16 protein-coding genes are annotated in these 19,714 nt (G+C 61.1%); 12 read left to right on the forward strand and 4 right to left on the reverse strand.

Annotated elements, in window-relative coordinates:
* The first annotated feature begins 21 nt into the window (after positions 1–21).
* From AWB67_RS26665 to AWB67_RS26675, 3 genes are all read left to right on the forward strand, one after another.
* A complete protein-coding gene (locus AWB67_RS26665) occupies positions 22–1,752 on the forward strand; it encodes a GMC family oxidoreductase (protein WP_087659215.1) in 1,731 nt (576 codons plus the stop codon).
* Between the two features lie 95 nt (positions 1,753–1,847).
* A complete protein-coding gene (locus AWB67_RS26670) occupies positions 1,848–3,224 on the forward strand; it encodes an MFS transporter (protein WP_087659216.1) in 1,377 nt (458 codons plus the stop codon).
* A 62-nt stretch (positions 3,225–3,286) separates the two neighbouring features.
* Positions 3,287–3,988: a sterol desaturase family protein gene (locus AWB67_RS26675; protein ID WP_087659217.1), complete on the forward strand. Its 702-nt coding sequence runs from the start codon at positions 3,287–3,289 to the stop codon at positions 3,986–3,988.
* On the opposite strand, the gene AWB67_RS26680 is transcribed toward AWB67_RS26675, so the two are convergent.
* Positions 3,985–4,905 carry a LysR family transcriptional regulator gene (locus tag AWB67_RS26680; protein WP_087659218.1) on the reverse strand — a complete coding sequence of 307 codons (921 nt, stop codon included), beginning with the start codon at positions 4,903–4,905 and terminating at the stop codon, positions 3,985–3,987. The genes AWB67_RS26675 and AWB67_RS26680 overlap by 4 nt on opposite strands.
* A 1,143-nt stretch (positions 4,906–6,048) precedes the next feature.
* On the reverse strand, positions 6,049–6,636 hold the full coding sequence (locus AWB67_RS26685) for a MarR family winged helix-turn-helix transcriptional regulator (RefSeq protein ID WP_200822312.1): 588 nt from the start codon (positions 6,634–6,636) through the stop codon (positions 6,049–6,051).
* Between the two features lie 248 nt (positions 6,637–6,884).
* On the opposite strand from AWB67_RS26685, the gene AWB67_RS26690 reads away from it, so the two are divergent.
* The 5 genes from AWB67_RS26690 (at position 6,885) to AWB67_RS26710 (ending at position 12,958) form a co-directional block, all read left to right on the forward strand.
* Complete coding sequence (locus tag AWB67_RS26690; RefSeq protein ID WP_087659220.1) at positions 6,885–8,237, forward strand: MFS transporter; 1,353 nt, start codon at positions 6,885–6,887, stop codon at positions 8,235–8,237.
* A 186-nt stretch (positions 8,238–8,423) separates the two neighbouring features.
* Positions 8,424–9,389, forward strand: coding sequence for a PDR/VanB family oxidoreductase (locus tag AWB67_RS26695; protein ID WP_087659221.1), 966 nt, complete (start codon positions 8,424–8,426; stop codon positions 9,387–9,389).
* A 40-nt stretch (positions 9,390–9,429) separates the two neighbouring features.
* Positions 9,430–10,749, forward strand: a complete 1,320-nt coding sequence (locus tag AWB67_RS26700; protein ID WP_087659222.1) for a Rieske 2Fe-2S domain-containing protein — start codon at positions 9,430–9,432, stop codon at positions 10,747–10,749.
* On the forward strand, positions 10,749–11,927 hold the full coding sequence (locus AWB67_RS26705) for a Gfo/Idh/MocA family protein (protein ID WP_087659223.1): 1,179 nt from the start codon (positions 10,749–10,751) through the stop codon (positions 11,925–11,927). Before AWB67_RS26700 ends, AWB67_RS26705 begins: the two co-directional genes overlap by 1 nt.
* 38 nt (positions 11,928–11,965) lie before the next feature.
* Positions 11,966–12,958, forward strand: coding sequence for an ABC transporter substrate-binding protein (locus AWB67_RS26710; protein ID WP_087659224.1), 993 nt, complete (start codon positions 11,966–11,968; stop codon positions 12,956–12,958).
* A 234-nt stretch (positions 12,959–13,192) separates the two neighbouring features.
* Here the strand turns inward: AWB67_RS26710 and AWB67_RS26715 are convergent, their stop codons facing one another.
* A complete protein-coding gene (locus AWB67_RS26715) occupies positions 13,193–14,974 on the reverse strand; it encodes a Rieske (2Fe-2S) protein (RefSeq protein WP_200822314.1) in 1,782 nt (593 codons plus the stop codon).
* A gap of 408 nt (positions 14,975–15,382) precedes the next feature.
* Between AWB67_RS26715 and AWB67_RS26720 the strand changes: the two genes are divergently transcribed.
* From AWB67_RS26720 to AWB67_RS26735, 4 genes are all read left to right on the forward strand, one after another.
* Positions 15,383–16,093 (forward strand): YecA/YgfB family protein, encoded by a 711-nt coding sequence (locus tag AWB67_RS26720; RefSeq protein ID WP_087659226.1) that lies wholly within the window; start codon positions 15,383–15,385, stop codon positions 16,091–16,093.
* A 27-nt stretch (positions 16,094–16,120) separates the two neighbouring features.
* Positions 16,121–16,498: a hypothetical protein gene (locus AWB67_RS26725; RefSeq protein ID WP_087659227.1), complete on the forward strand. Its 378-nt coding sequence runs from the start codon at positions 16,121–16,123 to the stop codon at positions 16,496–16,498.
* A gap of 117 nt (positions 16,499–16,615) precedes the next feature.
* Positions 16,616–17,044 (forward strand): UPF0158 family protein, encoded by a 429-nt coding sequence (locus tag AWB67_RS26730; protein WP_087659228.1) that lies wholly within the window; start codon positions 16,616–16,618, stop codon positions 17,042–17,044.
* A 308-nt stretch (positions 17,045–17,352) separates the two neighbouring features.
* A complete protein-coding gene (locus AWB67_RS26735) occupies positions 17,353–17,550 on the forward strand; it encodes a type II toxin-antitoxin system mRNA interferase toxin, RelE/StbE family (protein ID WP_235025330.1) in 198 nt (65 codons plus the stop codon).
* 1,147 nt (positions 17,551–18,697) lie between these two features.
* Here the strand turns inward: AWB67_RS26735 and AWB67_RS26740 are convergent.
* Positions 18,698–18,886, reverse strand: coding sequence for a hypothetical protein (locus AWB67_RS26740; RefSeq protein WP_125477682.1), 189 nt, complete (start codon positions 18,884–18,886; stop codon positions 18,698–18,700).
* Positions 18,887–19,714 lie beyond the last annotated feature (828 nt).

Below are 19,714 nucleotides of genomic sequence, written 5' to 3' on the forward strand. Positions count from 1 at the left end.
AAAAGACGAGGAGACAGGCATATGGAACGTTTCGATTACGTGATCGTCGGTGGCGGATCGGCGGGATGCGTGCTCGCGCATCGGCTGTCGGCGGTGCCGTCGCTGCGCATCGCGTTGGTCGAGGCGGGCGCCGATACGCCACCAGGTGCGGTGCCCGCGCATATCCTCGACAGCTATCCGATGCCCGTCTTTTGCGGCGACACCTACACCTGGCCGGATCTGAAAGCGAAGGCGACGAAAACATCGGCACCGCGGGTCTATGAGCAGGGCTGTGTCATGGGCGGCGGGTCGAGCATCAACGTGCAGTCGGCGAATCGCGGCCTGCCGCGCGATTACGACGAGTGGGCCGCGAACGGCGCGCCGGGCTGGGCGTGGGACGACGTGCTGCCGTATTTCCGAAAGCTCGAGCGTGATGTGAATTTCCCCGCTGGCGAGTTGCATGGCAGTGATGGTCCGGTGCCGATACGCCGCATCATGCCGGAGGACTGGCCCCCATTCTGCCACGCGTTCGCCGATGGGCTGCGCGCGAATGGCTTCGCGACCTTGCAAGACCAAAATGCCGAGTTCGGCGATGGCTTGTTTCCCGGTGCGTTCTCAAATATCGACGACAAGCGCGTGTCGACCGCTGTCGCGTACCTCGACGAAGCGACACGTAAGCGGCCCAATCTCACTGTGTATTCGAACCTGCGTGTTGAGCGAATCGTGATGGAAGGGATCGCCGCTCAGGGCGTTGTCGCAGCCGCGCCGAACGGCGAGCGGGTGCATCTGAACGGCGACGAGGTCGTCATCTGTGCGGGTGCGCTCCAGTCGCCCGCATTGCTGATGCGCGCGGGCATTGGCTCGAAGCATGAGCTCGACGAGCTCGGCATTGGATGCCTCGTCGATCTGCCAGGCGTCGGGCGCAATCTGCAGGATCATCCGTCGCTCACGTTCTGCCATTTTCTCGAACCGCGCTTTCGTATGCCGCTCTCTCGGCGTCGCGCGAGCATGACGGCGGCTCGATTCACGTCGGGCGTCGATGGCGGTGAATCCTCGGACTTGTATCTGTCGAGCGCGACGCGTGCCGCATGGCATTCGCTCGGCAACCGGCTTGGTCTTTTCTTTCTTTGGTGCAACCGGCCGTATTCGCGCGGACGCGTACAACTGGTTTCATCCGATGCAGCGGTCGCACCGCGCGTCGAGCTCAATCTGCTCGACGACCAGCGCGACCTCGACCGGCTCGCGGTGGGCGTACGGCTGCTCGCAAAGGTCGTCGCTGCATCGGGCCTCGGTCACGATCAGCGCGATTTCTTTCCTGCGGCTTTTTCGCCGCGCGTGAAGGCGGTGAGCCGTGTTAGCAAGCGCAACGCGCTGCTGACCTCGATGCTCGGCACGCTGCTCGATACACCTGCGCCGATCCGCCGCCTGCTGATCGAACGCTTCTTCACGCGCGGGCAAAGGATCTCGGCGCTGCTCGCCGATGAACGCGCGCTCGCGGATTTCATCCGCACGAACGTCTTCGGCGTATGGCATGCGAGCGGCACGTGCCGCATGGGCGACGCCCGCGAGCGCAGCGCCGTGACCGATACCGAAGGCCGAGTGCACGGAGCGCGGGGCCTGCGAGTGGTTGATGCATCGCTGATGCCTCGACTGCCGTCGGCGAATACCAATATCCCGACCATCATGATTGCCGAGAAGATCGCCGATGCAATGGTCACTAGACGACGCATAGGCAGCGCGTCGACAACGACGCCGCTCGCCGCCGCGCACTGAAAAGTTTCTTTAACGGCAATAAGAGCACGTCACACAACGTGCCTTCAACACGGGGTCAATCGAGAGATGGCTCGGTGACATTCAAGGAGATGGAAATGTCCGTAGCAGCGCAAAATGGCGCCGCCGCACCCGCTGTCGATCAGCGACAGGTGATGGGCGCAGTGGTAGCTTCGTGCCTCGGCTGGGCACTGGATTTGTTCGACCTATTCGTACTGTTGTATGTTGCGCCAGTGGTGGGGCGTCTTTTCTTCCCCTCCGAGCACGCGATGCTTTCTCTCGCCGCCGTCTATGCATCGTTCGCCGTGACACTGCTGATGCGCCCGCTCGGCTCCGCGCTCTTCGGTTCCTACGCCGATCGCCGTGGCCGTAAAGGCGCGATGATCGTCGCGGTGGTCGGCGTCGGCCTGTCGACGGCCGCGTTCGGCTTGCTGCCGACCGTCGCTCAAGTCGGTGTGCTCGCGCCGATTCTCTTCCTCTTGCTGCGCCTGATCCAAGGCGTGTTTGTCGGCGGTGTGGTTGCTTCGACGCACACCATCGGCACGGAATCCGTCGCGCCGAAGTATCGCGGCGCGGTGTCGGGACTGATCGGCGGCGGCGGGGCTGGGCTCGGCGCGCTGCTCGCGTCAGTCACGTTCCTCGCGATGTCGGCGCTTTTCCCGGGCGATGCTTTCGACGTATGGGGCTGGCGGTGCATGTTCTTCACCGGCATCATCAGCTCGGTGCTCGGTCTCTTCGTGTTCAACAGCCTTGAAGAGTCGCCGCTGTGGAAGAAGCTCGCCGCCGAAAAGGCCGCGAAGATGGCCGCGCAGGTCAAGGGCGCGCCCGTCGAAGTCGTGCGCTCGCCGCTGAAAACGCTGTTCTCGCGCGACTATCGCAAGATCCTCTTCGTCAACCTGCTCCTGACGATTGGCGGCGGCAGCGGATACTACCTGACATCGGGCTACTTGCCGACGTTCCTCAAGGTAGTTAGCCACGCACCCAACGGTGCGGCCGCGGCGATCCTGATGATCTGCAGCATCGCGGTGGTGATCGCATCGATCGCGGCAGGGCACCTGAGCACGTTCATCGGCCGAAAGGGCACATTCGTGTGGATCGGGCTGATCCGGCTCGTCGCGTTGCCCGCGCTGTTTCTGCTGCTGCCTACCGCGGACAGCATCATGATGGTCGGCGTCTATGCAGTGCTTCTCAGCGCGCTCGGCAGTGCCGGCTATGCGCCGATCCTGATATTCCTGAACGAACGCTTCCCGACCTCGATCCGCGCGACGGGTACAGGTCTCTCCTGGAACATCGGTTTCGCAATCGGCGGGATGATGCCGACGGCCGTGTCGCTAGTGGCGAAGGACGCGAGTCAGTTGCCGACGACGCTAGCGATCTTCGTCGGCGCGATCAGCGTGATCTTTCTGGTGGGCGCGTTCGTCGTCCCCGAGACACTCGGCAAGCTCGAAGGCGGTTCCGCGCGCACTCCTTCCTGATTCACTGAGCATGATGGCGGGCGCCAACGGGCGCTCGCCCTACACAACAGTCGGAGACATCGATGAAATACGAAGAAGACGTTCGTGCGCGTTCCTACAAGTTTCGCGACGAGTATGTCGACGCCACGCCATGGTGGTATCGCGGCGAAATGCACCTCGGCTTCACGTTGCTCTTCACCATCGGCGTAATCGTGTATTGCCTGATGCAGCTTCATGCGCCGACGCTCGCCGAATGGCTCGCGGTCATTCCGCTCTTTCTGTTCGGTAATTGGGCGGAATGGGCGGCGCACCGCTACGTGCTGCATCGTCCGACGAAGTATTTCAGCATGATCTACAAGCGCCATTGCGCGGTCCATCACCGCTTCTTCACGCATGTGACGCTTGAATACAAGGGCCACCTTCACTGGCGCGCGCTGCTGTTTCCGCCGTTCGCGCCGGTCGCGTTCGTGCTGGCGGCCGTGCCGTTCGCGCTCGTGATCGGGTTCGTATTGTCGCGCAACGCGGGCTACATCGCGTTGTTCACGATGGCGGCATACTTCCTGATGTACGAGGGCCTGCATACGCTCTCGCACTTCACCGACAGCTCATTCCTCGATCGCGTCCCGCTCGTCAACACCGTGCGTCGCCTGCACGCTACGCACCACGATCCCGAAGTGATGGCGACACAGAACTTCAACCTCACGTTCCCGATCTGCGACACGCTGTTCGGAACGCGCAGCGATGTTCCGAATAGTGCGCGCGAACCGTTGGAACGCGGCCGCTAAGGCGCATGGTCGCCCGATACACCCGTCGTCACCCGCTTTATCTCGTCGGTGATGATTGCGATGAGCGCTTGCGCGGCGGGACCGATCGGCCGCTTTGGATGCGTGACCTGGACGATGTGCCGCACGATCGGCGGCGATGCGATCGTGTGGGCGCGCAGTACGCCTTCGTCCACTTTGCGTTGCACGACCACGCGCGGCAGGATCGTCGCGATATTTCCCTGCTCGACGAATTGCACAATCGAGCTGAGCAGATCGATTTCGAACTTGGGCTTGATGACGATATCGGCGGCCATCAGCGCGGCGTCGAGTGCGCCGCGCAGGCCGTTGCGGCGCGTCGGCAGCACGAATTCTACCCCGAACGTGTTCGCGAGATCGATCTCCTGCGGCAGCTCGACGCCATGCGCGGCGCTCGTTACGAGCACCATTTCCTCGACCAGCAACGGCTCAACATCGAGCGTCAGGCGCCCGCGCGGCTTGTTGATGATCGCGGCATCGAGCCGGCCTGCCTCGACCGCATCGATGAGTTGCGCGCTGAAGCCGTCGGCCACGGATACCTCGACTTGCGGAAAGAGCGCGTCAAACCTCGCGAGTGACTCCGGCAACACGCTTTCCGCCTCCGACGCTACCATCCCGAGCAAAACGCGACCCGTGATGATCACGTCGCGCCGGCTCAATTGCTCGCGTGCGTGGTCGATGTCGCGCATGATCGGCGTGTACAGACGATACATGAGGCGCGCCGCTTCGGTCGGCGTCATGCCGTGCGGGCCGCGTTCGAAGAGCGTCTGTCGCAGTTCGGCCTCAAGCTTCGAAATCTGCATGCTGAGCGCGGGCTGCACGATATTGAGGCGCTTGGCTGCGCGTGTGACGGAGCCATCCTCGAAGAGGGCGATGAAATACTGGATTTGCTTGAGGTCCATGAGGCCCGAGCGAGAAGGGAGAGCCTGAGACTGCGAGTGTAACCACAAGTCGAAGCGTGCGTGGGTTCGATGCGGTGCTGGGCGCGCCGGCCGCGGCCGCCTGCCGATAGGCCGTTTCGAAGCCCGTCCCGCCAATATCCGGGTTTTCGGCCCAGATCTCGCGAACCAGCAGGTCTACGGACCGGCGTTTCAGCAACCGCGCAGCGGTGCGGTTGATGTTGCGAAAGTTCCGCTCCTGGTCGAGTGACATCACGCCATCCGTGATGTGATCGAGCACTTGAAAGTCCTCCACCCCTTGTGCTCCGCGATTGGCCGGTGCCACAGTTCACGGCCGTATGTCAGAAATGCCAAGGTTGCTTATCGCAGAAGGTTTGCCGGTATTCGTGAACCGAGTAGCTTGCCGTGCAGACGCCGCCCGGTGCTTGCACGATGCGCTCAGCGCAACGCTCCGCCGCTCTGAGTGCAGATGGCGTGCAGGGGTGCGGTGCGCCAGGAGACGTATATCGAGCCGTGTTCGGAGTCAACAAGGACCGCGCCGTGTCCACCGCTGGAGCGGGAAATCCGAGCGGGCGCCGGAGTTCTGCAGGAGCGTGCGGCGAGCATCGTCCGATGGGTTCGCGACACTGCGGCCGCTCGCCTTGCACGGCCCGGCGATCGACGACGAGCGGCGCGCGCTCACGCGGTGCGAGTCCAATCAGGTGGAAGAGCCCCGCCACGTACTGAATTCGCGCCGCGACTACGCTCGCTCGACGAACTTTGCCCCGCGGCAACCGTGCGATGGGCGGTGATCGATGGCCCACAAGCCGGTAATTCCGCGCGTGGCTCATTCACAGCTGCGCGCCAAATTGTGGAGCGGTATAACAAGGCGCGCGTTTTCTATGGGTACGGCCAAGTTAAGGCGCGCACGAGGTCGCGCGTTGTGCGGTGAAGGATTGTGACGATCGCGCCGCTTCCAAGCTGGACCGATGGCCCACGTCGAAAACCGCCACGGACGCCTTTGTGTCGCGAAATGCCGTTGACCTGTTGTCTTCAGAACGCATCGCATCGAAGCCCACGTTGTACCTCCTTCATCGATCGACAAATAGCGCACACAACTTGCCGCTATTTGTCGATGTGACCGCACCTACCGAACGGAAAAATAAATCAGGCGTCTTTCAGGGGGTCTGCGCGCTCTGTAATCAGACGCCCCAATGCACGCGTCGATGGCACGCGGCGCATTGGATTGTTGGATCCGGACTCGTCCTCCGCGAGGTTCTCGATGATCGCGAGCAGCACCTTGCGCGCGGTGTTGATGTCGCGCTCGCTCAGGCCCGTCACGCTGATTTCGTTGACTTCCTCGGCGAGCGGCACGAGCCTTTTCTTGAGCGCGCGGCCTTCGGTGGTTAAGAACACATGCACGTTCTTCTTGTTATCGGGCAGCTGCTGCCGCTCGACGAGCCCGAGCTTTTCCATCGCCGTCACTGCTGAGAACGTGGTTGGCTGCATCACGCCCGCCTGTTCGCTAAGCTCGCGCTGCGTGAGGCCATCTGTTTCCCAAAGTATGCGCAGAAAAGTCCAGTGTCCAAATGATACCGAGTGTTCAGCAAGCCGCATCTGCAGCGCACGCACCATCGAGCGCGTCGCGTCCTTCACGAGGTGCGCGAGCCGATCGTTCGGCACCATGTCGTGCCAGTGACGCAGCATTTCCGCGGTTTCGCGTGGCGCACCAGCCACAATTTTCTTTCGTGTCATGACAGTGTCTTCCAAAAGCCCGAGAGATCGTCTGCTCGACATGATAGCCGTTAAGAATGCCGCATCGCGTTGCTCGCGCGGACGAAGATAGGTCTTCTCGGGGCAAACCCGAGCTTGTCTGTGCCGATTCGACTCTCTACTATTATAGTTAGATATCGAATAAAAACACCTTGAAACGCGGAGTGCGCGAGGACGAGTTCCGAGCGACTGCGCGTCGTCCTCATGAGCGAGCGGAACGGAGACAGTCGGTGGACAAATCCACACTTACGCAATTCCTGCCGGAGTCGGACGCAACGGTGGCACGCGTCGAAGCGACATATCACAAGGTCACGTGGCGGTTGATGTCGTTCATCTTCGTCTGCTGGGTTCTGAACTATCTCGACCGGGTGAACGTTAGTTTTGCGCAATTGCATCTCAAACAGGATCTGGGCTTGAGTGATGCCGCCTACGGACTCGGCGTGAGCCTTTTCTTCATCGGCTATATCTCGCTCGAAGTACCGAGTACGCTGTGGCTAAAGAAGATCGGCGCGCGGCTAACGATCTCGCGCATCATGATCCTGTGGGGCGGCATCTCCACTGCGATGGCGTTCATGACCACGCCGATGCAGTTCTACGTTGCGCGCATTCTGCTCGGCGCGGCCGAAGCTGGCTTCTGGCCGGGCATCATTTTGTATCTCACGTACTGGTATCCGGGCGCACGGCGTGCGCGGATAACGTCTCGCTTCCTGCTTGCGATTGCGGCCGCCGGTATCATCGGTGGGCCGCTATCGGGCTGGATCCTGCATAACTTCACCGATGTCTATGGCTACAAGAACTGGCAATGGCTCTTCTTCCTTGAAGGTCTGCCGGCGCTCCTGATGGGCATCGTGGCGTTCTTCTATCTTGTCGACAAGCCCGAGGACGCACGCTGGCTCGACGACGATCAGAAGAAGATCATCCTCGACGCCCTTGCTGCAGATCGAGCCGAAAAGAAGCCGTCGAAGCATGGCAAGCATCAATTGCTTGCGGCGTTGAAGGACCCACGGGTCTACATCCTCGCGGCGGGCTGGGGCACGGTGCCGCTGTGCGGCACGATCCTCAATTACTGGACGCCCACCATCATCCGTCAGGCGGGCGTCGCGGACGTGTTGAATGTCGGGCTGCTGTCCGCGCTGCCTTACATCATCGGTGCGCTCGGCATGTTCATCGTTGCGCGCAGTTCAGACGTGACGCTGGAACGGCGCTGGCACTTCTTCGGCTGCACGGCGATCGGCGGGCTTGGCGGCTTCCTGCTGCCGCTGGTGTCGGGCAGCACGGTGGCGTCGATCGTGTGTCTTGGCATGATCTCGATCTCCTACTTCGGTGCGGCCGCGATCATTTGGTCCATCCCACCAGCCTATCTCACCGATGAAGCGGCGGCGGCCGGCATCGGCGCGATTAGCAGTCTCGGACAGGTGGGCGCGTTTTGCGGACCGATCGCGCTGGGCTGGATCAAGACAATGACGGGCAGTCTTGCGATCGGTTTGTCGGCGATCGCGGCGCTCGTGGTACTAGGCGGGCTCGCGGTGCTGATAGGCGTGCCGGCCAACACGCTTCGCGAGCACGCGGAAAAGCTCTCCTGAACACGATTCTCGCAGCACGCACGGCGCCTTAGGGCGCCTTTTTTTTTGCGCATGTCAGGCGCTTCAGGGAAAACCCGCTTGCGCCGTTTTACTTAGATCTCTAATATAAACACGTGTATTGGCATTGCAGCAAAGGGTGCCCCACCTGACGAAGATCGAGTAGGAAGGCAGACGCACATGAGTGAGATGAGAAACACGGAACAGGCATTCAGGACGCTCTTGGTGACGAAGAAGACGCGAGTCGCAGAGGGCATCGTGAGCTTCGAGCTGCGCGACCCGGAAGGGCGTGAACTGTCGCCCTTCACCGCGGGTTCGCACGTCACGGTGCGCGTGCCTAGCGGCGCGAACCGCAACTATTCGCTGTGCAACGATCCGGATGAATTCGAGCGCTATGTGATCGCGGTCAAGCGCGATGCGGTTGGTCGCGGCGGTTCGGTCAGCATGACGGACGACCTGTCGGAAGGCGATCGGATTGACGTCTCAGAACCTCGCAACGAGTTCGGTCTGAGCCAGCGCGCACGCAGTTTCGTGTTCGTTGCCGGCGGTATCGGCATCACGCCGATTCTCTCGATGATGCGTCATCTGAAGGCTACCGGCGGCCCCCGCTTAAAGCTCTATTACCTCACACGCAGCCCTGAAATGACGGCGTTCCTCGACGAACTTTCCGGCCCCGAATGGAAGTCGCACGTCGTCGTGCATCACGATTTCGGCGACCTCGCGAATGCCTTCGATTTCTGGCCCGTCTTCGAGAAGCCCGGCAGCGGCACCCATGTGTATTGCTGCGGCCCGCGCGCGCTGATGGACGGCGTGCGCGACATGACGGGCCACTGGCCGCAGGGCAGCGTGCATTTCGAGAGCTTCGGTGTCGATCAGTCGCTCGTTGTCGAGAACAAACCGTTTCGCGTGAAGCTGGAGCGCTCGGGGCAGACCTTCGATATCCCTACGGACCGCTCGATCCTCGAAATCCTGCGCGATAACGGTATCCGTGCGCCGAGTTCATGCGAGAGCGGAACCTGCGGCTCGTGCCGCACGACGCTCTGCGCGGGCGACGCCGAGCATCGCGACATGGTGCTCTCCGATGATGAAAAGTCCGCGCAAATCATGATCTGCGTTTCGCGGGCAAAGAGCGAAGAACTGGTGCTCGACCTGTAACCGGCGATAGTTAATAGACATGTGATCAGGAGAAGATTGAATGCTCACGATTGAAGAAAACCAATTGCTGTGCCGCGTCGAAGGCGAGGCCCCGATGGGCCAGATGATGCGCCGTCACTGGACGCCCGTTTGTCTGATCGAGGAGGTTAGCGAGCCGGACGGAGCGCCGGTGAAGGCACGGGTGTTTGGCGAGGACCTGGTCGTATTCCGCGATACCGATGGCAACGTGGGCGTGATGGACGAGTACTGCCCGCACCGGCGTGTGTCGCTCGTTTATGGGCGCAATGAGGATTGCGGCCTGCGGTGTCTCTATCACGGCTGGAAGATGGATGTGAAGGGCAACGTGATCGAGATGGTCTCCGAACCGTCGTGCAGCGACATGACGACTAAGGTCAAGCACAAGGCCTACGAGACGAAGGAGTGGGGCGGCTTTGTGTGGGCGTACATGGGCCCGCAGGACGCGATCCCCGAGTTCGTGCCGCCGGCATGGGCGCCGACTCAAGAGACGCGCGTGAGCATCGCGAAGGCGATCCTGCCGTGTAATTGGGCGCAGATTCTCGAAGGCGCGATCGATTCCGCGCACAGTTCGAGCCTGCATTCGTCAGATTTCGTTCCGGCGAGGGTGGGAGGCGCCGAGGCGACGTCGAAGAACTGGCTGCGGCCGTCGACGGACAAGGCGCCGCGCATGCAGGTGCATCGCACGAGTTACGGCTTTCGGTATGCTGCGCTGCGCCGGCCGATCCAGAAGGCCGCGACGCACGACTACATCCGCTCCACGGTGTTCGTCGCCCCTGCCACCGCACTGATACCGCCGAACAATCTCTACAACGTCGCGAACATCAACGTGCCGGTGGACGATACGAACACCGCATTCTACTTCATGGCATGGGGTCATCCTGACAGGACGCCCGAGACCGAAACGTGGCGCAAGTTCCTCGGCCAGCGCGTGGGTATCGATCTCGACGATCAGTACCGGCCGTTGCGCAACATGGAGAACCGCTTCTGGCAGGATCGAGAGGCGATGAAGGCGGGCAACTTCACGGGCATCACGGGCTTCCCAAATCAGGACATTGCGATGTGGGTGACGATGGGTCCGATCGCAAATCGTTCCGACGAGCGACTCGGCGCAAGCGATGTCGCGGTGGTCGAATTCCGCCGCCGGATGCTCGATGCGCTCAAGGAGTTCCAGGCGGGCGAGACTGCGATCGGCACAGGCGACAAGGCGATTCCGCGCAACATGTGCTCGTTCCAGTCGATGGTGCCGAAAGAGACCGACTGGAAACAGTTTGCCGCGCGTCCGGTGTGGGACGACCGTGAAGAGCAGGCTGCAGTCGAGCCGAACTATCAGGTGCAGGCGTGATGGAACGACTCAGGCTTGGCGTCGCGGGACTGGGGCGCGCCTTCTCGCTGATGCTGCCGACGTTCCTCGCAGACACGCGCGTGCAACTTGCGGGCGCATGCGATCCGCGAGTGGAGGCGCGTGCGCAGTTCGAAGCGGACTTCGACGCACCGGCCTTCGACGACATCGAACAGCTCGCGCGCATGCCGGATATCGACGCGATCTATATTGCAAGTCCACATCAGTTTCACGCGGCGCACACGCGTATCGCAGCGAAGCGCGGCAAACACGTGCTCGTTGAAAAACCGATGGCGCTATCGCTTGCCGAATGCGACGACATGATCGCGGCATGCCGCGATGCGAGCGTGCATCTGATAGTCGGGCACTGCCACAGTTTCGACACGCCGTATTTGCGAACGCGCGAGCTGATCGCATCGGGCGTATTCGGCGACGTGAAGATGATTCAGGCGCTCAATTACACCGACTATCTTTTCCGGCCACGCAGGCCTGAAGAGCTGTCGACGGCCGAGGGCGGCGGGGCGGTGTTCAGCCAGGCAGCGCATCAGGTGGACATCGTGCGACTGCTGGCTGGATGCCGTGCGACGCGCATTCGTGCCGCCGTCGGCAAGTGGGACCCGGCGCGCCCCACTGAAGGTGCCTACACGGCGACGCTATGGTTCGAGAACGGCGCGTTCGCGACGCTTTCATATAACGGCCACGCGCATTTCGATTCCGACGAGTGGACAGACTGGACCGGCGAAATGGGCCAGCCGAAGAATCCCGACGACTACGGCAACGCGCGCCGCAAGTTGTCCGCCGTCGCATCCACAGAAGAGGAAGCGCGGCTCAAGGCTGCGGGCACATATGGCGGCAAGTCATATACGCCTGTGTCACGCGATCGCACGGATGTCCGCAAGCATCAGCATTTCGGGCCGCTGATCGTGTCGTGCGAACGCGGGGATCTCAGGCCGCTTCCCGACAGTATCGCCGTGTATGGCGATGAGCGGTGCGAGCGCATCGCGCTTGATGCGCCGAGGGTGCCACGCGTCGAAGTAGTCGATGAACTGTTCGCCGCCGTGCGCGGCGATATCGCGCCGCTTCATGATGGTAGATGGGCGCGCTGCACGCTCGAAATCTGCCTCGCGATGCTGCGATCGAGCGAGGAACAGCGCGACGTGCTCATCGGCACTGATGCATGACGGCGCGAAATACTTTAAACCTTTGTAGGGAAACGAGAATGAGCAAGCTGAACCTGTCGGTGGCGGTGGGCAACTACGATCGCATGCGGCCGCTGGTGGATGGCGAAGTGCAGATCGACGGCGTCGATCCGGTCTTCATGCTGCAGGACCCGGAAGAGATCTTCTTCCGCGCATTCCGCCACGCCGACTACGACATCTGCGAACTGTCATTGAGCAGCTATAGCGTTAAGACGGCGGCGGGCACGAGCCCGTATATCGGCGTGCCTGTCTTTCCGTCGCGCGCGTTTCGCCACACGTCGATCTATGTGCGCAACGACTGCGGCATCGAAACGCCTAGCGATCTCAAGGGCAAGCGAATCGGCGTACCTGAGTATCAGTTGACGGCAAACGTGTGGGTACGGCTCTTCCTTGAAGAAGACCACGGTCTGAAGGCATCGGACGTGACATGGGTGCGCGGCGGCTACGAGGAAACCGGCCGTCAGGAGAAGATCAAGCTCAACTTGCCGTCCGATGTGCGCCTCGAAGACGCGCCCGACCGGGAAACGATATCGAGCCTGCTCGCAACGGGCGAAATCGATGCGGTGATCGGACCGCGCGCGCCGTCGTGCTTCACGAACGGACATCCGAATGTGAGGTACCTGTACAACGACCCGCAAAAGGCCGCTGTCGACTGGTACTCGCGCACAAAGCTTTTTCCGATCATGCATCTATTAGGTGTCAGGCGCTCGTTGGCGGAGCAGCATCCGTGGCTGCCGGGCGCGGTCGCGAAGGCGTTCGAGAAATCAAAGGCGTTGGCCCTCGCGAAACTGAGCGATACGTCGGCGACGAAGGTCACGTTGCCATTCGTCGAGGAGCAACTGCGCGCCGCGCGCCTTTTACTTGGCCAGGATTTCTGGTCGTACGGCTTCGAAGCGAACCGGCATGTTCTGTCGCGGTTTCTTACGCGGCATCATGCAGAGGGGTTGTCTGATCGCAGGCTCGAGCCCGAAGAACTGTTCCATCCGGCCACGCTCGAGACCTTCAAAATTTAGAATTATTTCCGCGTAGGCGCTGGTGGCATTCTGCGATGCTCGCGCTTCATCGGGCGATCGCGGCCCTCGACGCGCGGCGTCGGCTAAGCCGTTGAATGCTGCATCTAAGCTAACCCGAGTTCGACTAGATGATGAGATGGCACCTCCGCATAGCGATTTAACATAAATCTATTTGTCGCTGGTAAATAGGATTACTGATTACAAGACGAGGTCCTGTCGATCAGAGTCGCACAGTCACGGCGCTCCAGCGCCCTGATGCAGTTCGGCGCCTTTCATCAAGCGCTGTGCGATGTCGGCAGTTTGCAGGGTCCCGCGCTCAGTCGGTGAATGGGCCGCAAGATAACGGGCGACCGCAACGAGAACATGCCGCCCCTCGTCAGTATTGCCCCACGCGCCAAACTGCCGGACGCCGGCCTCGAGCATTTGATAGGCATGGAAGCCCGCATCTTCACGCAGCGCCGCATGCGCAAGCGTGGCGATCAGCACTTCTGGCGGATGGCCGAGCGTAAGATGCCGCGCCACCAGTCTTGCTGCGAGATCAACCTGTCGCTGCCGGTCGAATGCGTCGAGCAAGGCAGCGCGAATGGCCTCCGCATCTACGGGAAGGTCGTCGAGCTGATCGTTGTCCTCGCCCGGGATGCGGGCCGGTGGGACGTTCAGATAACGCGCAAGGTAGAGCGCCATCGCTCCGTGCATGATGGCCCGCACGGCCGTATGGTAACCGTCGATGCCCGCGGTCCCGATCCGCCTGAGCATTTGGTGGAGCGCGTTAGCATGGGTGAAGACATGATGCGCCGTCTCCCAGTCCGCGTGTTCGTTGGCATTGCCGAAGCGGGCCACACGCAGTGCCGCTGCATATGCGAGGGACTGTCCCAGGTCGGCAGGAGCGGCGCCCACGCGGATCGCCGCCTTCAGCGCATCGACGATATTCGCCGGCTCGTCTCCAAGCAACTCCCGCGCGAGGGTCGAGTGATTTGACCAGGCTCGCACGCCCTGGCGGCCCGCGAAAAGCTTGGACATTTCGCCGGCTGATGCGTCACACAGCGCGACAAGATCGACGGGCTGGCGCCAGGCTGTCGATTCCTCGGCGCCACGGGCGGCCACCATCTGCGCGACGATAGTAGGCAGCACAGTTGCCGCGTGCTCCCAGCCGATAAGATCGAGACACTCAAACGCTTTGTTGATGAAGTCGAGCGAATGGCCGGTGTCGGCGAAAGTCCGCTCGGTTCCGGCCGCCAGCAGGGTATCGGCGAGCACAGACGGTGAGAGACCAGCGGCAATCGCCGTCAACAGGGTCCGCTCGGCCGCCTCGCGATGGCGCACGTCGGTCCACAGGCGCAGCCAACGTCTGAGCGCGGCTGGCTCCGGCCGGCTTGCAAGCGGCGCGCGTCGCCGCCGCGGCGCCTCGCCCTCGCAGTCCGCTGCCACATGACGCGCGCCGTGGAACAGCGCGAGATAGACGTCGTCCTCTCGTAGCACGGGCAAGAGATTGGCGAGCGCCGTCAGTATCGTGAGACCGACGCCCCAGCCGTCACGGTTGTGCGCTCCGAACAGCGCCACCTGTTGAACGATATCGGTCGCCGAAACGTCGGCTGCAAGCTGTCCCTGCACCGCCTTGGCGATGACGAGTCCAAGGCCATGTGCGAGGCCGTCCGCGAGCCGCTGATGCCAGTACGCCGCCGGATCGGAATGAGCCAACGTGGTCGCGACCCAGATGTCGCCATTGCGCACCTCGACTGCGCAACTCGGTACATCATCGGCCCAGAGGTCGAAGGTACAGCCGCTTTCCAGATCGAAGCGCGCATGGTGCCAATGGCAGGTCAGGATGCCGTCCTCGACGGTCCCTCGCTCTAGCGGAAAGCCCATGTGTGGACATCGATTATCGAGGGCGAAGACTCGCCCGCGGTCGTAGATGACAAGGATGGGGCGATGGCCACCTTGCACGACAAGCCGCCCCTTCGCTTTCAGCGCTTCAAGGCTTCCCACGAGCACGAATTCGCTATTCGCTGCATCCATGCGCATACTCCGGCATGCGTCCCTCTCCGGACGTCGTAGCGACATCCAGTTCCCTCTTGGTATGAGCATACTCTCATGCCAAAAGGGATAGGCGTCTGAGGCTCCCTGTGGCTGCCGTCTTGCGTGTCTGCCTGTCGCCGCCTGGGTGAAACCCGGCGGGCGATGATGTGTGGCGGAAAACCAGGAAGTTCTTGGCCGGTAAATTCATGCCGCTGCGACCGCTACCGGAGCCTACCTCCACAGCTGCGCAGTCGGCGAGACCGGTCGCGGGGCGCAACCCAGCGAGCCCGACGTCATATAATCGATCGGCAAAGCGACTAGGGTGGGCGCTAGCCGATTATTGGTTACCGGCTTCGCCCCCAAGCGGAGTAGTAGCCCCCATCTTTAACACCAAGACACGGTGCCATTGTGAACCTGACCACCGATCAGCCGCTTACCGACGACGAGTTCGCTCGTCTTTCTGGCTTTCTCGACGCCATTGATCTTAATGCGATGAACATCGAAATGCTCGATGGCTACTTTTCAGCGTTGATCTGTGGGCCCGACTTGGTCCCGCCGAGCGAGTATCTGCCCCAAATTTGGGGAGAAGACTTCGCGTTCGAGAGCGATGAGCAGGCCGCGGAGATCACGGGGCTGCTCATGCGCCACTGGAACACAATCGCGACTGAGTTGCGCCGGACCTTGAACACGCCGAACGTATACCTACCCGTGCTTCTCGAAGGAGAAGATGGCGTCGCGTCCGGTAACGACTGGGCGCACGGTTTCATGCGCGGCGTGGGGACGCGCCCGGCAAGCTGGAGCGAGCTCCTTCACGATGAGGATCACGGCGGGCCCATGATACCGATCATGATGCTGCATTATGAGCACGATTCCGACCCGCGGATGCGACCTCCGCCCATTCCTCCGGAAAAGCGTGAGGAAATACTGCAGACGATGATCGCGGGGCTGACCCACATCTACCGCTATTTTGAGCCTCACCGGCGGGCGCTTGCGGCCATGCCGGAGCGCTTTCCCCAGCGCCGGGACAGCCCCAAGGTCGGGCGCAACGAACCGTGTCCGTGTGGCAGCGGCCGCAAATACAAGCATTGCTGTCTCGCAAACGGGCCGACTCTGCATTGACTAACCACGCAACTACGGAGAGGGGACATGTCAGAGGGAGCGGACGATTTTCCATTGAATGCCAACGGCGCGGCATACACCTCGTGGCAGGACCGTCATGGCGTGCCGTTGTCGTACGTCGGCGAGAAACTCGGTCGCGCGATCGAAGACTTGCATCGCCACGCGCGACGCTGCCAGGGCGGACGGGATGATTTGCGCGGCGCCTTGTTCCACCTTCTGGTCGCGTACCTCGGGCTTCATAATATGCTGGGCAAGGCGAACGACCATACCCTGACTAACCGGCTACTCGACGGCAGCAGCGAGAACCTGGGGACATGGCTGCGTCTGGTTGATCGGGAAGGCGACGTCTACGGCCTTGCGAGCCTGGATGACAGCGGTGAGGCGAACTTCGGCGATAGGGGTTGAGCCGGTGGACAATCAGTCACCGACGGACGACAAATTGCCCGCGTATGGGCAATACCAGCTCTACGCCGGTACACCGACCCGGCAGCTCGAACGCTACAACCGATGGGGGGTAGAGGCATGATCGCGGTCAAGTACGCCGATCTTTCTATGGCCTTCGACTTCGTTAGCGACGCGTCGCCGATGGAGCATAACGCGTATGTCTCACTCGACACGGGCAAGGTTTATTGGACTTCCGATTTCGACGACGCGTTCGACGAAGATCATCCTGACGACCTGGAGACTTCGGATCGCTACCTCGCCATACCGCATAAGAACGAGCTCGATCTGGGGAAAAGTCTCGCGTTGCGCTTTGTCGCGCAACAGTTGCCTGCGCGTTATGAACAGGTCGAAAGATTTTTCCAACGGCACGGAGCGTATGGGCGCTTCAAGGATCTTCTGGCGCGTGAAGGCGCTCTCGAGCGCTGGTACTCCTTTGAAGCTGGCTCTATCGAAAGCGCGCTGAGGCAATGGTGTGCCGAAAACAGTCTCGAGATCGTTGAGACGTGACCGAGCCCTATTGTCAGGCTAAATGCGAGGACTGCGTCGATTGCGATAACAGCCTCGGAAGGGACACGGGCGCGTTTCCGACGGCGTGTTGAGACATATCGTCGATCTGTATGCAAATCGCTGCGGATACAAAACGACATCATGGTCACGACAAACTTAAGGCGAAACGTGAACCGTCGCATCGAGCTCCACGACGAGTGATTCCGCAAGGAAGTCCAGCTCGCTCGACGAGGAAGGCCCGGATATTTCGCACGATCCGGTCGTTGCGGATATGCGCGCGCACGTCGAGACCAAACGCAGGGCGCGCAATGCTCGCTGACTGGCGCATCGCGCGCTCGGCGCAGACCTCAGAGCATCTCGACTACATCGAAGAACAGAGCCCGGCCGCCGCAGACTTCGTTTTCGAAGCCATTATTAAGGCGGCCGCTGCAATTCCCGACCACCCCTATGTCTACCGCGAGGGCCGCGTGCCGAACACGCGGGAAATGGTCGTGCTGCCGAACTAAATCGTCGTCTACCGCATCAAACGCGATCGCATCCAGATCGTGAACGTGCTCCACGCGCGCAAGTGCCATCCCTAGTCCAACGCCGAATTTACGCCTAGCTATTTCGTGCTGAAGAGCGCTAACCGGATCCGCCCATTGCGCAGGCCCGCTCGCAATCAGCGCTATGACGCTGCCAACCGTTGCGGCGCAGCGGTCTGGGCAGCAAAAAGAAACGCCCGCCCTAAAACGCGGGCGTTTCCGCGGTCCCGCGACCGCGACTATGAAAGGCCCTCAAGCAGTGATTTCCGCCGTTCGGAAGGCCATAAAGTTACGGCAAACGTCGAGTCCGTTCGCCGAACACTTGCTGGCGACCATGCGGAGCATTCTCGCAGTTCGAACAGGGGTCGGCGAGACTGGCTGTTACATCGACGTGGTAGTGGGCACTCTCGTCCTTACGCCCAGGCGTCTGCCGACCGCGGAGAGAGCCCTAAACGCAGCGGCCGCTTACATTACATACGTCCCTTTTTCGACCAATTCTGTCCGACCGGGGGAGCGTGGAACCCCAATCCCGCATAGTAGCCGGTGAGCTCGGGGACCGGATCAACTGTCATCAAACAACGCGTTCGCTCCGCGGCCGCGACTGCATTCAGGGACGCCACATCCTCCAGTTCAAGGCCACCGTATAAGTGGACTTGCTATAGGCAAGCAGACGAGCGAACCGGTATCGAATGTTATCGATCGAACAAGTAAAGAACGTTGTCCCGCACTCACAATAGAGCCTGGTATGCGACGTTTTGCATGCGCTACAAATGTAAGAGCTGTGCGCTTGGTGGACGCGGAATACTACTTTGCGTTTTATTGTTCCGTTTTCGCTTACAGTTCCTACACGCCATGTCCGCCAGTGAGCAGCGCCGCTTGCAGCGCGGGCACTTAGCCAATGCGGGTGGTTTCGACTTAGTTATGGCGCCGATAATCTACACGAGCAACACCACTACAATCGCCAATCCTCCTAATAACTCCGTCTGCGATCCCATGGAAGGAAGGGGCTGACATTATGCGCTGCTGCCCTGCGAGGCGGCATGACTGCGAATTGTTCTCCCGCCTTGGAGAGCCGCGCAAGCATCCATCTCGTGATACGCGCGCGTGCTCCACGGCTGCCAGTTGGGCGTCATTCGATGCGAGTTATGCCGTCCGGAGCGAACTTCCTTAGCTCAGTTCTCCTTCGCTGCGGCGGATGGATGCTCGTATCGCACTTGGCGATCAGCGCGCCGGACGCATCGAGCACGTCGTAAAACTCGATGTCAGTGTCGTGGCCCTTCCGGTTTTCATTTTTCGACCTGGTGTAGACGATGCTCATCGTGTTGTCGATTCCGAGCGGCTTTTTGTGTTCTTCGTTCATGGCCTTCCCCATGACGGCACGCCTCCGCTTCGTCCGCATTGCGTACCCTATGCAATCGCATCGGCTTCGCATGATGCTCGATCGGCTCGCGCGCTGTGACTCATGCTAACGTCCCGGACGCGTCACGCGTGACGCAGGCATTGATTAATCGGCGTCACCGCTTTCGCGGCCAACGTCCGGAATGGCGACGCTTTTGGGTGATGTTTTCATGGCCATCCCTGCATGCTCATTGCTGCAGTTAACACGCATCTTGCTATCTCCTCGAAGTTGGCCCCGCTCCGGCGGGGATTTTTTATGCCAGCAAGCCTCTCTGTCTCCAAGTAGATAGGTGCATCAATCTTACTTATTCAGTTCACGTTTGATAGTGAGACGCTCAGACGGCGCCCTATCCACGATACGCCTTGCATTGCGGGGCGGCCCTGCTAAAACAAAGATTGGTCATCTCGCGTATCAGCGCGATGGCTTGCCCGCCTTCTGTTGGCGGGCTTTCTTTTTGCTACTTCGCAGGGGCGTGTCCTCTGGGCTTGGGGGCACGCGTTGTAGATCGTTCCATCTTGGCCCGCCGCTTGTGCGGGCCTTCTTTGTTCGACTCGATGCGCCGGTGCATCAATCCGCGCCATCTAAGATCGCCACAAGCCGGGAAAGAACACATTGCAGCGTTCGCCGTGCGACGCCGCGTTTCGGTTCGGGCAGTTCGCGTTCTTATAGGGAGAAATCGTCAAGAGTGGTGTACGCGGGGCGGTCGGCATAGTCAGGCGGCCAGCGCTTGAGGAGCCGGTGTGCTTT

This window comes from Caballeronia terrestris (genome assembly GCF_001544515.1).
Lineage (GTDB): Bacteria > Pseudomonadota > Gammaproteobacteria > Burkholderiales > Burkholderiaceae > Caballeronia > Caballeronia terrestris.

Bases quoted from the DNA above. Each gene is read 5' to 3' on its own strand.
- AWB67_RS26665 (WP_087659215.1), top strand. From the start codon at position 22: ATGGAACGTTTCGATTACGTGATCGTCGGTGGCGGATCGGCGGGATGC.
- AWB67_RS26670 (WP_087659216.1), top strand. From the start codon at position 1,848: ATGTCCGTAGCAGCGCAAAATGGCGCCGCCGCACCCGCTGTCGATCAG.
- AWB67_RS26675 (WP_087659217.1), top strand. From the start codon at position 3,287: ATGAAATACGAAGAAGACGTTCGTGCGCGTTCCTACAAGTTTCGCGAC.
- AWB67_RS26680 (WP_087659218.1), bottom strand. From the start codon at position 4,905: ATGGACCTCAAGCAAATCCAGTATTTCATCGCCCTCTTCGAGGATGGC.
- AWB67_RS26685 (WP_200822312.1), bottom strand. From the start codon at position 6,636: ATGACACGAAAGAAAATTGTGGCTGGTGCGCCACGCGAAACCGCGGAA.
- AWB67_RS26695 (WP_087659221.1), top strand. From the start codon at position 8,424: ATGAGAAACACGGAACAGGCATTCAGGACGCTCTTGGTGACGAAGAAG.
- AWB67_RS26700 (WP_087659222.1), top strand. From the start codon at position 9,430: ATGCTCACGATTGAAGAAAACCAATTGCTGTGCCGCGTCGAAGGCGAG.
- AWB67_RS26705 (WP_087659223.1), top strand. From the start codon at position 10,749: ATGGAACGACTCAGGCTTGGCGTCGCGGGACTGGGGCGCGCCTTCTCG.
- AWB67_RS26710 (WP_087659224.1), top strand. From the start codon at position 11,966: ATGAGCAAGCTGAACCTGTCGGTGGCGGTGGGCAACTACGATCGCATG.
- AWB67_RS26715 (WP_200822314.1), bottom strand. From the start codon at position 14,974: ATGGATGCAGCGAATAGCGAATTCGTGCTCGTGGGAAGCCTTGAAGCG.
- AWB67_RS26725 (WP_087659227.1), top strand. From the start codon at position 16,121: ATGTCAGAGGGAGCGGACGATTTTCCATTGAATGCCAACGGCGCGGCA.
- AWB67_RS26730 (WP_087659228.1), top strand. From the start codon at position 16,616: ATGATCGCGGTCAAGTACGCCGATCTTTCTATGGCCTTCGACTTCGTT.
- AWB67_RS26735 (WP_235025330.1), top strand. From the start codon at position 17,353: ATGCTCGCTGACTGGCGCATCGCGCGCTCGGCGCAGACCTCAGAGCAT.
- AWB67_RS26740 (WP_125477682.1), bottom strand. From the start codon at position 18,886: ATGAGCATCGTCTACACCAGGTCGAAAAATGAAAACCGGAAGGGCCAC.